This window comes from Devosia sp. GW821-FHT12F11 (genome assembly GCF_058806655.1).
This window is the reverse complement of the sequence record NZ_JBXAPX010000003.1, coordinates 205,353-218,317: the sequence shown is the minus strand read 5'-3', so window position 1 is coordinate 218,317 and position 12,965 is coordinate 205,353. Positions and strand designations below refer to the sequence as shown.

Below are 12,965 nucleotides of genomic sequence, written 5' to 3'. Positions count from 1 at the left end.
CGGCCCGCTTCCAGCCATCTTGAGGAGGAGAGGCTGATATGACCGACCTGACCCAGCCACGCCCGGTGACGGCGCCGGTGCGCCGCAGTTCCGGCTTGTTCGGCATTGACCTCGCGAGCCCGCGCCACGCCAGAAAGCTCGGCTACCTGCTGCTGCTGCCGGCAGTGCTGCTGATCCTCGGTATTCTCGTCTACCCGATGCTGCTCGCGATCGAGATCAGCTTTCATGACGTGAAGTTCGCGACGCTGAGCTTCGGCGCCAGCGAATACACGCTCAAGAACTACGTCAAACTGTTCTCTTCGAGCGATTTCTGGAACGCCATCGGCGTCAGCGCCAAATTGCTGGTAGTGGTGACCACGATCTCGATGCTGGTGGGGCTCGGCGCGGCCTTGCTGGTCAACCAGCAGTTCCGCGGCCGCGGCGTCGCCCGCATGCTGATCGCGCTGCCCTGGGCCATCCCCGAAGTGGTGGCGGTGATCACCTGGCTGTGGATCCTCGATGCCTCGTTCGGCGTGCTCAACTGGATGTTGCTCAAGCTCGGGGTGATCGGCCTGCCGATCTCGTGGCTCAACCAGCCGCTGCCGGCTTTCTCGGCCGTCACCATGGTGATGGTGTGGAAGGGCTTCCCGTTCATTTCCATCATGATCCTCGCGGGCCTGCAGTCGATCCCCGAGGAATATTACCAGGCGGCCCGGGTCGACGGCGCCAATGTGTGGAAGCGCTTCATCTGGATCACGCTGCCCTGCCTGATGCCGGTGCTCGGGGTGTCGCTGGTGCTGACCGTGCTCTGGGTGTTCCGCGACTTCTCGATCATCAACGTGCTGACCGGCGGTGGTCCGGTGGGCGCCACCGAGACGCTCGCCATCATGACCTATGAGGAAGCCTTCTCGTTCTTCCGCATGGGCTACGCCTCGGCGCTCGGCGTGGTGACGCTGGTCATCTGCGCGCTGATCAGCGCCTTCCTGGTCAAAAAGACCAGCCACGCCGTGTTCTGAGGGAGGGGGCTCGATGAAACGCAAGCTCTGGCAATCCATCCTGCTCTACGCGACGGTGATCGTTGCCTGTGCCGTGGTGCTGTTCCCGGTCTACTGGATGGTGGTCACCTCGTTGCAGCCACCCGGGTCGCTGCGCGCCTACCCGCCGCATTTCCTGCCGCCCGACCCGCAGTGGCAGACCTATATCAGGCTGTTCATCGAGACCGACATCCTGCGCTGGATGGCCAACTCGGCCATTGTCGCCGTCACCGCCACCGCCATCTCGATGGTGGCCGCGGTGCTGGCCGGCTACAGCCTGTCGCGCTACCAGACCAAGAGCAGCGAGAATGTCGGCCTGTTCATCCTGATGAGCAAGATGCTGCCGGCGACGATGTTGATCATCCCCTTGTTCGGCATCATGCGCTCCCTGGGCCTGATGGGTTCGCTCTGGTCGCTGATCTTCGCCCATGCCACGGCTATCGTGCCGTTCGCCACCTGGATGCTGAAGGGCTATTTCGACTCCATTCCCAACGAGCTCGAGCAGGCGGCGCAGGTCGATGGCTGCACGCCCTGGGGCGCGCTGTTCCGGGTGATCCTGCCGGTGGCCGCGCCGGGGCTCGCCGCCACCTCGCTCTATGGGTTCGTCCTCAGCTGGGCGGATTACCTGTTCGCCCGCACGTTCCTTGCCAACAATGCCGACAGCTGGACGGTCAACCTCGGCATCGCCACCTTCAAGGGCGAGTACCAGACCGACTGGAACCTGGTGATGGCGGCCTCGCTGCTGGCCGCGCTGCCGATCATGATCGCCTACCTCTTCCTGCAACGCTTTCTCGTCGGCGGCATGACCGCAGGCGCTGGGAAATAGTCCGATGGCCGATATCCAGATCCAAAACCTCAACAAGCGCTACGGCACCTTCCAGGCGCTCCACGACATGTCGCTTGACGTCAAGGATGGCGAGTTCATCGTCTTCGTCGGCCCCTCGGGCTGCGGCAAGTCGACGGCGCTGAAGATCCTCGCCGGGCTCGAGGCCGCCAGCACCGGCAGCATCATCATCGGCGGCGAGGACGTGACTGAGCTGGCGCCGGCCAAGCGCGACATCGCCATGGTGTTCCAGAACTACGCGCTCTACCCGCATCTGACGGTGCGGCAGAATATCGGCTTCGGCCTGATGATGCGCGGCACCGACAAAAAGCAGATCAATCAGCGCGTCGATCGGGCAGCCCAGGCGCTCGAAATCAGCGACCTGCTGGAGCGTCGCCCCAAGGCCCTGTCGGGCGGACAGCGGCAGCGCGTGGCGCTGGGCCGGGCGATCGTGCGCGAGCCGCGGGTGTTCCTGATGGACGAGCCGCTGTCCAACCTCGACGCGGCCCTGCGGGTGCAGATGCGGGCGGAAATCACCGCGCTGCAGCGGCGCATCGGCGTCACCACCATCTACGTCACGCACGACCAGACCGAGGCCATGACCATGGCCGACCGCATCGTCATCATGCGCAAGGGCGTGGTGCAGCAGATCGGCTCGCCTGACGCGCTGTTCAATCATCCGGCCAATATGTTCGTCGCCGGCTTCATCGGTTCGCCGGCGATGAACTTCCTCAGTGGCAAGGTGCAGCGCGACGACCGGGGCCTTAATATCGATGCCGGTGGCCTAAGGCTGCCGGTGGCCGAGGCGGCAGCGGCCTATCTCGGCAAGACCGTGATCTGCGGCATCCGCCCGGAATCGCTGGATCTGGCGCGCGGCGATGCGCCGGCGCTGGAGATCACCCCGACGCTGGTCGAGAGCTTGGGCACCGAGGCCTATGTGCATTTCAAACTGCCCGGACAGCAGGTCGCGACGGCGGTGGCCGGCGAGCACGAGCACCAGCCGCTCGGCAACGGCACGCTGATCGCTCGGCTCTACGACGTCGGCACGCCGCTTTCCGGGGGGACAATCCGGCTGGGCCTGAAGCCGCAGGCTTCCGTCCACCTGTTCGACCCGGCTACAGAACAGGCTATCAGCTAGAGAGCATTTCACAGATGACTGGAACCACACTCGATGTCATCCCTGCGAAAGCAGGGACCCAACTCGCCGCAGCGCAAATGGACAGATGGCTCCCAGCTTTCGCAGGGATGACAGCCGGTGGGTGGGTCAAAGCGCCGAGCCTGGCCGCCATGCCGATGCTGCCGATCGTTAAATGATCTAGAGCGCTTTCAGGAAGGCGCGACAAATCAAAAGCGCTGTCAGCGCTGGAGCCCCAATGCCGATCGATGCAAAGCAACTAGGCGGGCATGAGATGCCCATGGGCACCTCGGCCCTGGGCAAGGGGCTCTATGTGCTCGACCTGCTCGGCGAGGTCGAGCGGCCGCAACGCTTCACGCAACTGCTCAAGCTCACCGGCTTTCCCAAGGGGACGCTGCACCGCATCCTCGAAGCGCTGATGGAGTTCCGACTGATCCGCTTCAACGAGGCGGACCAGACTTATCGTCTCGGGCCGCGGCTGTTCGAACTGGCGCACAAGGTGTGGGACGAGTTCGATCTTAGGGGCGCCGCCGCCCCCGAGCTCGACCGGCTCGCCGACCTTACCCACGAGACCGTGTCGCTGTGTGAGATCGAGAGTGGCGCGATCCTCTATATCGACCGGCGGCTGGGGGCGGACGCCTTCGGCTTCCGCATCGAAGTTGGGCGTCGCGCCCCGTTGCACTGCACCTCGGGCGGCAAGGCGCTGCTGGCCTTCCTCGCGCCGCATCGCCAGCATGAATTGATCGCCGAGCTGCGCAATTCCGGCGATCCGACCAAGATTCCGCCCGACGAAGCGGGACTGCTGGCCGATCTCGGGCTCACCCGGGCCCGCGGCTATGCGCTGTCGATCGAGGAACACGTCGCGGGCGTGGTGTCGGTGGCGGCGCCGGTGCTCGACCATCGGCATGAACCGATCGCGGCGATCGGCGTCTCCGGCCCGCGCGAACGCATTTCGGTCGAGCGCCTGCACACCATCGGCCGCGACCTGATGGAGGCGGCCCGGCGCATTTCGGGCAATGTCGGAGCCACAGCCATGAGCATCAATGCCCCGGACCGGCCGCGCACCGCGGTTACCGCCAATGCCGAGTGCGTCTTGCCGGTGGCGGCGCATCTGGGCGAGGGGCCAATGTGGAGCGCGGCGGACAGCAAGCTGGTCTGGCTCGATATCCTCGCGCCGGCGGTGCATGTGTTCGACCCGGCCAGCGGAGAGGATACCACCACCAAGGTGTCGCGTATGGTCACCGCCATCGCCCCGCGCGCTGCCGGCGGCTATGCGGTGATGACGCAGAACGGCCTTGAACTCCTGGACATCGCCACTGGCGAGCTGACGCCGGTGGTGGACCCCGAAGCCGATATCGAGACCAACCGCTTCAACGATGCCAAGTGCGACCGCCGCGGGCGGTTCTGGGCCGGCTCAATGGCTCTCGATGCGTCGCGGCCGGCCGGCTCGCTCTATTCGATCGAGGCGGATGGCAAATGGCGGCGGCACGACACCGGCTTTACGGTCTCGAACGGCATGGGCTGGAGCCCCGATGACCGGCTGATGTATTTCGTCGACTCGGCCCAGGGCTGTGTCTTTGCCTATGATTTCGACATCGAGGCCGGCACCCTGTCGAACCGCCGCAGCGTGATCCAGATTCCGCCGGTCGAAGGTAAGCCCGACGGCCTCACCGTCGATGCCGAGGGCCATATCTGGGTCGCGGTCTGGGACGGCTGGGCGGTGCGCCGCTATGCGCCGGATGGCCGGCTGGATCGCGTCGTCGGCGTGCCGGTGCCGCGTCCTTCGAGCTGCTGTTTCGGCGGTGACAAGCTCGATACGCTCTACATCACCTCGGGGCGCATCCGCCTCGCCGAGCGCATGCTGGTGGAAGCGCCGCTGTCGGGCGGCATCTTCGCCATTGCCGCGGGCGTGCGCGGGCAGCCGAGCGGGACGTTCGGCCGATGAGCCTTTCCAACCGCTATCCCAGTCTTGACGGGCGTCCGGTGCTGATCACCGGGGCCGGCGCTGGTATCGGCCGCGCCATGGCGCTGGCCTTTGCGGGGCAGGGCGCCCGGTTGGGGCTGATCGACCGCGATGCCGCCGGGCTCGAACGGACGGCGAGCATGATCGACGGCACGGCGGTGACGCGGGTTGCCGATGTGACCGATATCGAGGCGTTGCAGAGCGCCATTGCGGCGATACGGTCAGAACTCGGGCCGATCCGCATCCTCATCAACAATGCCGGCAGCGATACCCGGCACGACTTCCGCACCATCACCCCGGACTATTGGGACGACCGCATGGCGACGAACCTCCGCCATCTCGCCTTTGCGGCGCAGGCGGTGACGCCGGACATGGAGGGCGCCGGCGGCGGCGTCATCATCAACCTCGGCTCGACCTCGTGGATGCAGGGCGCTGCCGGCCTCATCGCCTATGGCACGGTGAAGGCGGCGATCGGTGGCTTCACCCAGTGCCTCGCCCGCGATCTCGGCGAGGCAGGGATCCGCGTCATGTGCATCGCGCCGGGACGGACGGTGGTCGAACGAACGGCGACCGATCCCGCCTACGTGGCCGAGACCATCGGGCGGCAGGCCGTGAAGCACCTAGTAAAGGCCGAGGATATTGCGAGCCTGGCGCTGTTTCTGTGCTCCGACGATGCTCGCATCTTCTCGGGCCAAACGATCATCGCCGACGGCGGCCACATGATGCGCTAGGGGCGGAAGGCCAGTGGCCGTAGCGCCCGAAATTGGGCCTGCCGTCAGCTGAGCGGGAAGACCGGGCTGCGCAGGTTCTGGTAGGGGAGCGTCCGGATCGCGCTGGTGCAGGGCCCCGGTGTGGTCACGGTGTAGCTGGCCTTGGCGATCTTGTCGTAGGCGCGGCGATGGGCGACTGCGGCCTTGACCCCGATGACCGCGAGCTCCTCGGGGATGATGCCTTGCGAGCGGAGCTGACCAAGATCGAAAGGCGGGGTCTTGAGCGTCGTCAGCAGCACCTTGATGCCCTCTGTCTCGACGACGGCGCTGGGGCCCATGCTGATGTGGATGCCGCGCAGCGCAGCGAGGTGGCTGTTGCGATCCTCGAGGATGAACTCGCCGTCGCTCCGTGAGATGAAGGTCGCTTCGATCTCGACCGGCCCGGGGTCGAGCCGGCTGCCCTTGCCGCCCACCGAAAGCTTGCGACGCTCGCCGGGCCGGGCGTCGGCCAGCGCTTCTACGGCTTCGGCATCGGCGATGACGACGGCGGCATTGGAAATGCCGAGCCGCAGCAGGCCGCGCAGCACCGCGGTGCAGTCCCCCGGCGCGCCGCCGCCGATATTGTCCGCCGCTTCGACGATGACATAGGGCCCGCCGCCGCGCTGCTTCGCGTCGGCCAATGCGTCGTCGAGCGACCATTCGTCGGGCAGGCCGAGCTCGCGCAGCGAGATCGCCAGCGCCTCGAGCTCGGCCAGGGCGGTTTCGGCCAGCGCGGGCGCCGTTGATATCGCCGAGAAGGCAACACCGGCATAGGGAACATCGGAGAAGGAATAGCCCCCGATCACGTTGATGGCCCAGATCTCCGGGTGCTCGGCTTCCAGCCGGCGGGCCAGTGCCTCGAGATCGCGCATCGGCCGGTCGGCGGTTCCCGTACCGGTCGGGGGCCACATGATGGGCGCGTTGCGCACCGACATGCTGGGCCGGACGCCGGTAATGAGGGCGCGCGCCAGCAGTTTTGCCGCCAGCACCGCGGTGTCGCGGGCGTCGATGTGGGGGTTCTCGCGATAGCCGACGAGGCCGCTGGCATGCTCCGCCATCAGCGGGGTGAAGTTGGCGTGGAGGTCGAAGGCGGCAAACAGCGGAAGCTCGGCGGCGCCGGGAAGGGCGCGGATGCGGGCCAGCAACTCACCCTCGGGGTCCATGCTGGCTGTGGTCACCATGGCGCCATGGAGGTTCAGCCAGATGCCGTCGATGCCCTCACCAAGCGCGGTAATGAGGCCCGCTTCGAGCTCGCTCCAGAACAGTTCGAACACCGCATGGTCGACCGGGCCAGAGGCCATGGCGACGAAATTGCTCACCGGCAGGGTCTGCCAGCCTTCGGCCTCCGCCACCTCGAGGAAGCCGTCGAGGGCAGAGCCTTTGCCCTGGTGCGCCAGCAGCTCGGCGCCGCGCTCGATAGTGAACTCGGCAAGCGGGGTGATGGCATCAACGAAGCTATGGGTTTCGTGGACGAAGCCGGCAAACAGGATGCGGTGGGTCATGGGCTCGGCTGCTTGGTGGGATCACGAGGGTTTCGGCAGGAAGCGGCAGGAAATGCTGTGTCCGGGGGCGATCTCGTGCAACGGCGCGGTGCCGGTGGCGGCGTGGTCCTCGCCGAGGGCGCAAGGGCCCGGCGCGTGGTCGTCGACCAGGCGCAGCTCGGGTGGGGCCCGGCGCAGCCGCTCGCGCTGCAGCAGCGGATCGGGGATCGGCACGGCGTCCAGCAGGGTGCGTGTATAGGGGTGGCCCGGCGTATCGTAGACCTGCGCAGCCTCGCCCATCTCGACGATCTGGCCGCTATACATCACCGCCACCCGGTGGGCGACTTCGCGGACGATGGCGAGGTCGTGCGCGATGAACAGGTAGGAGAGGCCGAGCCGCTCCTGCAGCGATTGCAGCAGCGCGACGATCTGCGCCTGCGTCCGCACATCGAGCGCCGATACCGGCTCGTCACAGACGACGAAATCCGGGTTCACCGCCAGGGCGCGGGCAATGACGATGCGCTGGCGCTGGCCGCCCGAGAACTCGTGCGGATAGCGCTGCATCACGGCGGGGTCCATGCTCACCAGTTCGAGGAGCTCGGCCACCCGTTCCTTCATCCGGTTGGGCGGCACCGAGCGGTGCACCTCAAGCGGCTCGGTCAGCGTCTGCGCGATGGTCATGCGCGGATGGAGGCTCGAATAGGGGTTCTGCAGCACGAACTGCATATGCCGCCGCATGGCGCGGAGCTTGCCTGATGGCATCGTGGTGAGGTCCTGGCCCAGCAGCCTGACCGAGCCCGAATGCGCCTTCTGCAGCTGCAGTACGGCTCGTCCGGTAGTCGTCTTGCCCGAGCCGGATTGCCCCACCAGCCCCAGCGTCTCGCCTGGTCCGATCGAAAAGCTGGCACGGTTGACCGCCACCACCGGGCCATTGCCGCGCCGTGCCGGAAACACCACCGAGAGGTCGCGCACTTCGAGCACCGGCGCCGAAACCCGGGCCGCATCCGAAACGGGTGAACTCATGCGACCCGCCCCGCTGTATCGAGCCGCGGCACGGCGCCCAGCAGCGCGCGGGTATATTCGTGCTCGGGCTGGGCGAAGATGCGCTCAACTCCACCGGCCTCGACGATCTCGCCGCGGTACATGACATTGACCCTTTCGACCATGCCTGCCACCACGCCGAAATCGTGGGTGATCAGCATCAGCGACATGCCGCGTTCCTCCCTGAGCCGCATCAGCAGCCTGAGGATCTGGGCCTGCACCGTCACATCGAGCGCCGTGGTCGGTTCGTCCGCGATCAGGAGGTCGGGGTTGCAGGAAATGGCGATGGCGATCAGCACGCGCTGCCGCATGCCGCCGGAAAACTGGTGCGGATGGTCGTCGGCGCGGCGCTCGGGTTGCGGAATGCCGACCTGGCCGAGCAGTTCAATGGTCCGCTCCCGCACCGCCTTGGGTGAAAGGTCCATATGGCGGCTGACGATGTCATCGATCTGGGCGCCGATGGTCATCACCGGGTTCAGCGAGGTCATCGGGTCCTGGAACACCATGGCGATGCGGCGGCCCCGTACATCCCGCATCTGCTTCTCGCTCAGTTGCAGCAGGTCGCGGCCGTTGAAATCCACCGCACCGCCCAACGTGATCGACGTGCCCTCGGCCGCGAGCCGCATGATGGCCCGGGCCGTGACGCTCTTGCCGCAGCCAGATTCGCCGACGAAGCCGACTGCCTCGCCCTTGGCTATATCGAAGGAGACTCCCCTGACGGCATGGACCGTCTCCTTGCGGGTGACGATCTCGGCCGTGAGCTTCCTGACGCTCAGGATCGGCGGCTCGGCGCTCATCGCTTAGCTCCGACATCCAGCACTTCGCGCAGCCCATTGGCGAGGATGATGAAGGTGAGCGTGGCAAAGACGATCGCCGCGGCGGGCGCGACCACGGTCAGCGGCGCCAGCTCCATGAACTGCCGCGCCTCGGCCAGCATGCCGCCCCAGTTCGGATCTGGCGGCGGCGGCCCCATGCCGAGAAAGGAGAGCGCCGTGACCGTGAAGATGGTCTGCGCCAGGGTCAGGCTGGTGGCCACCACCACCGGTGAGATGACGATCGGCAGCACATGCCGGACCACCAGCCAGAACTCGCTGACGCCGACGCTGCGGGCGGCCTCGACATGGTCCCATTGCTTGACGCTCAGCACGGGCCCGCGCACCACGCGCGCCATGGCCGGGGTGTAGACGATGGCGATGGTGAGGATCAGGTTGGGCAGTGTCGGCCCCAGCGCCGCCACCACCGCAATGGCGAGCAGGAACACCGGGAAGGCGAACACCACGTCCAGCACCCGCATCACGGCTTCGTCCACCGCGCCGCCGACATAGCCCGAGATCAGCCCCAGGATCAGCCCGGCGACCAGCGCCAGCGCCACCGCGACGGTGGTGATCAAGAGGGTTGTGCGCCCGCCGGTGATCAGCCGGCTCAGCACGTCGCGCCCGATCAGGTCGGTGCCCAGCCAGTGCAGCGCGCTCGGGCCGGCCAGCGAATCCGGCGAGGTGGCCGAAGGATCGAAGGGCGCGATCAGCGGCGCGAACACGGTGACGACCACCATGATCGCCAGCATGATGAGCCCGAGCCCCAGCAGCACCGCGCCATTACTCGGGGCCAGCCGTCGCGCCGGCTTTGAGCGTTTGAGCCCGGGGGCGCTGGTATCCAGTGTGTCGCTCATGACTTCACCCGCGCGTCGACCCGCGCATAGGCGATGTCCACCAGCATGTTGACGAACACCACCACGGCCGCGGCCACCAGCACGATCGCCTGGATCACCGGATAGTCGCGGCTGGTGATCGAATCGAACAGGTATTGGCCCATGCCGGGGATGGCGAAGATGGTCTCGACGAGGATCGAGCCGCCAAGCAGCGACGCGACCTGCAGCCCGGTCACCGTAATCACCGGGGTCAGCGCGTTGCGCACCAGGTAGTTGCGCAGCACCGTGCCCGGCTTCAGGCCCTTGGCGCGGGCTACCATGACGAAATCCTGGCTCGAGACTTCCAGTACCGCGGCGCGGGTATTCTCCGAGATGGTCACCGATACGGCGAGCGCCAGGGCGAGGCCGGGGAGCAGCAGGCTGGTGATGTTGGCGATCGGATCGACCAGGAACGGCGTGTAGCCGAACACTGCGAGCTGCGGGAAATAGAGGCCGGCGAGCAGCACGATCAGCGTGCCGATGACGAAATTGGGCACGGCGAGGCTGAGCCCGTTGAAGATGCGCACCACCCAATCGACCCGGCCGCGCAGCCGCGCCGAGAGGAGCCCGGTGGTGACCCCGATCAGCATGGCGATCACCGCCGCGACCAAGGTGAGTTGGGCGGTGACGAGGAAACGTGGCCCAAGCTCGCCCAGCACCGGGCGCTTGGTGACGAACGAGGTGCCGAAATCGCCGCCGAGCGCATGGCCGAGCCACAGGAAATACTGCTCGAGCAGCGATCGATCGAGCCCGAGCTGGCTGCGGATATTGTTGAGCGCATCGTCACCGATGCTGCTGGTGCCCGCCGCGGCCTGGGCGAAATCGCCCGGCAGGGCGCGCATCAGCATGAAGGCGATGAACGACACGGCGAAGAGGATCGCCAGTGTCCAGGCGAGCCGGACCAGCACCGTACGGAGCATCTAGACCTCAACCACTTTGATGCGCACCCTCGGCATGGGCTATTTGGTCACCGAGGCCTCACGCACGAACGAGCGGATGTTGGCCGCCAGCGGTACGTAGCCCTCGACATAGTTCCACCATAGCTCCCAGCGCAGCGGGTACTGGTAGATCTGCAGCAGGTAGGCGTTCTCGGCGATCCGCTTCTGGATCTCGAGATTGGCCGCGGCGCGGGCCGCCGGATCGACCGTGGCGCGGGCGGCGGCGATCATCGCGTCGAGTTCGGTGTCGGAATAACCCTGGGCCTTGCCATAGTCGCTCTGGGAGTTGAGCCGCTGCAGGATCTGGTCCGGATCGGGGGTCCAGGACAGCGCGATCGACATCAGCGTCGGATAGGTACCCTTGACCCACAGGTCGATCAGCGGCGCCGTCTCCATCGGGTTGAGCTTTACCGTGATGCCGGCCGCCGCCCATTGCTGCTGCAGGATCTGCGCGCAGGCCACGTCGAGCGCGTTGGCTGCAACGACGATGTATTCGCCCAGGTCGATGCCATTGGCAAAGCCCGCCTCGGCGAGGAGCTTCTTCGCCCCCTCCGGATCGTACTTGTAGAACGGCAGCTCGCTGACGCCGTCATAGCCGCCCACCTGGCTCTCGGGCAGCATGGCGCCGATCTTGCCCGAACCGCCGAGCACCGTCTGGAGGCACGCCTCGCGGTCGGTGGCGAGGCTCAGCGCCTGGCGAACCCTGACGTCGTTGAGCGGCGCTGTCTTGAGGTTCATCCAGACCGGGAAGGTGCGCGAGGTCTGGCCCGGCGCAGAGGTCAGATCCGGCGAGGTTTTCGAGATCTGCGCGGCGACGCGCGGATCCTTCAGCCAGGTCATGTCGATGGCCTTGGAGCGCAGCGCTGAGGCCAGTGTCGCCTGGTCCTTGTAGAATTTGAACACCACATTGGCGAGCTTGGGCAGGCCCGCTTCGTAGTAATCGGGGTTGGCCTTGAGGGTGAACTGCTGGTTCGGTTCGTAGGAGACGAAGCTGAACGGGCCGGTGCCGACCGGCGCCGCGTCGAGGTTGTCGACTCCCACCGGCACGATGGCGCCGTCCGGATTGGTGGCCAGGTAGTTGAGGAACGCAGCGTCAGCCGTCTTGAGCTCGAATTTCACCGTCTGCGGATCGACGACCGTCACGGCCTTGACCCCGGCATAGTTGGTCTTCAGCCGGCTGGTGCTGTCGGGCGCGAGGATCCGATCGAAGGTGTGCTTGACGTCCGCGGCGCTGAACGCCTGGCCGTTATGGAACTTCACCCCGTCGCGCAGTTTGAAGATGTAAGTCGTCTCGTCCGGCTGCTCGTAGCTCAGCGCCAGGTCCGGCTCGATCTTCATCTCGGCGTTCCAGCGCAGCAGCCCGGTGTAGAGCAGCGAGGTGAAGTCGAACGACGAGAACGCCGAGATCGTCACCGGATCGAGCCCGATCGGATCAGCGTCGGCGCCGATCGTCAGCGTGCCGCCTTCGGCCGCCAGCACCGCACTCATGAACGGCGAGGCGGCAGCCACCGCACCGGCGGCGAGGCCAAGCCGCAGCAGGCTCCGGCGCGACAGCGCATAGGCGTCGGTATCGAATGGACCAGGCAGATCGTTGGTTTTCAACTTCAAGCTCCGGATGAGAAATGACTTCGGTTCGATCTCGTGAAAGTGTGGACGCCTGCTGCGTCGGCCGAGAGACACATGCCGGCTGCAAAGGAGCCGGCGATGAGCGGCGAGGCGCGAGACGTGCGGTCTATTGAGTGCCCTGCCTAGGAGGGCGTATCGCGCCAGCCCTGTAAATCGCCCGGCGTTCCGCTCGACGGAAAAACGCGACGCATTTGTCAGCCGAGCGCAACTTCCTGCCACTGGCCGATCCTGAGGGAAGGTGAGCCTGCAGACAGAGGAGCAGCGCATGGAGGCCGTATTGGCCCGAGTTCGAGTGGCCACACCTGGTGCAAAGCAGCCCCTTGACACCGCCACCCCGCCACCCCCATAACTCCGCACCTAATCTTGGAGCACGATCCGTGCAGAAGCTTATCGTAGTAGTGGGGCGCATCGAGCACGTGGGGTAAATCCCTGCGAGGGTCGGTGCGCTCGTTCGAAGGTCCCTAACGGGGCCTTTTTTGTTGCCGAATTTCCGCCGGTGACGGCGCGTT

11 protein-coding genes are annotated in these 12,965 nt (G+C 66.3%); 5 read left to right on the top strand and 6 right to left on the bottom strand.

Going from position 1 to position 12,965, the window contains the following annotated elements:
- The first annotated feature begins 65 nt into the window (after positions 1 to 65).
- The 5 genes from AC1ROK_RS11135 to AC1ROK_RS11115 all read left to right on the top strand — a co-directional run bounded on the left by AC1ROK_RS11135 (position 66) and on the right by AC1ROK_RS11115 (position 5,665).
- Positions 66 to 995 (top strand): carbohydrate ABC transporter permease, encoded by a 930-nt coding sequence (locus AC1ROK_RS11135; protein ID WP_492847385.1) that lies wholly within the window; start codon positions 66 to 68, stop codon positions 993 to 995.
- Between the two features lie 13 nt (positions 996 to 1,008).
- Complete coding sequence (locus AC1ROK_RS11130) at positions 1,009 to 1,839, top strand: carbohydrate ABC transporter permease (protein ID WP_492846786.1); 831 nt, start codon at positions 1,009 to 1,011, stop codon at positions 1,837 to 1,839.
- Positions 1,840 to 1,843: 4 nt separating this feature from the next.
- Positions 1,844 to 2,974, top strand: a complete 1,131-nt coding sequence (locus AC1ROK_RS11125; protein WP_492846783.1) for an ABC transporter ATP-binding protein — start codon at positions 1,844 to 1,846, stop codon at positions 2,972 to 2,974.
- A gap of 235 nt (positions 2,975 to 3,209) precedes the next feature.
- Positions 3,210 to 4,916, top strand: coding sequence for an SMP-30/gluconolactonase/LRE family protein (locus AC1ROK_RS11120; protein ID WP_492846781.1), 1,707 nt, complete (start codon positions 3,210 to 3,212; stop codon positions 4,914 to 4,916).
- Positions 4,913 to 5,665 carry an SDR family NAD(P)-dependent oxidoreductase gene (locus AC1ROK_RS11115; RefSeq protein ID WP_492846779.1) on the top strand — a complete coding sequence of 251 codons (753 nt, stop codon included), beginning with the start codon at positions 4,913 to 4,915 and terminating at the stop codon, positions 5,663 to 5,665. The genes AC1ROK_RS11120 and AC1ROK_RS11115 overlap by 4 nt, the downstream gene beginning before the upstream one ends.
- Before the next feature lie 44 nt (positions 5,666 to 5,709).
- Here AC1ROK_RS11115 and AC1ROK_RS11110 read toward each other — a convergent pair whose 3' ends face one another.
- From AC1ROK_RS11110 to AC1ROK_RS11085, 6 genes are read right to left on the bottom strand one after another with little or no spacing between them, the layout of a single operon-like run.
- A complete protein-coding gene (locus AC1ROK_RS11110) occupies positions 5,710 to 7,185 on the bottom strand; it encodes a M81 family metallopeptidase (protein WP_492846777.1) in 1,476 nt (491 codons plus the stop codon).
- Between the two features lie 21 nt (positions 7,186 to 7,206).
- Positions 7,207 to 8,187, bottom strand: coding sequence for an ATP-binding cassette domain-containing protein (locus AC1ROK_RS11105; RefSeq protein WP_492846775.1), 981 nt, complete (start codon positions 8,185 to 8,187; stop codon positions 7,207 to 7,209).
- Positions 8,184 to 9,002 carry an ABC transporter ATP-binding protein gene (locus tag AC1ROK_RS11100; protein ID WP_492846773.1) on the bottom strand — a complete coding sequence of 273 codons (819 nt, stop codon included), beginning with the start codon at positions 9,000 to 9,002 and terminating at the stop codon, positions 8,184 to 8,186. The genes AC1ROK_RS11105 and AC1ROK_RS11100 overlap by 4 nt, the downstream gene beginning before the upstream one ends.
- Complete coding sequence (locus tag AC1ROK_RS11095) at positions 8,999 to 9,874, bottom strand: ABC transporter permease (protein ID WP_492846771.1); 876 nt, start codon at positions 9,872 to 9,874, stop codon at positions 8,999 to 9,001. The genes AC1ROK_RS11100 and AC1ROK_RS11095 overlap by 4 nt, the downstream gene beginning before the upstream one ends.
- A complete protein-coding gene (locus AC1ROK_RS11090) occupies positions 9,871 to 10,812 on the bottom strand; it encodes an ABC transporter permease (RefSeq protein ID WP_492846769.1) in 942 nt (313 codons plus the stop codon). The genes AC1ROK_RS11095 and AC1ROK_RS11090 overlap by 4 nt, the downstream gene beginning before the upstream one ends.
- A 39-nt stretch (positions 10,813 to 10,851) precedes the next feature.
- A complete protein-coding gene (locus AC1ROK_RS11085; protein ID WP_492846767.1) occupies positions 10,852 to 12,432 on the bottom strand; it encodes an ABC transporter substrate-binding protein in 1,581 nt (526 codons plus the stop codon).
- Positions 12,433 to 12,965 lie beyond the last annotated feature (533 nt).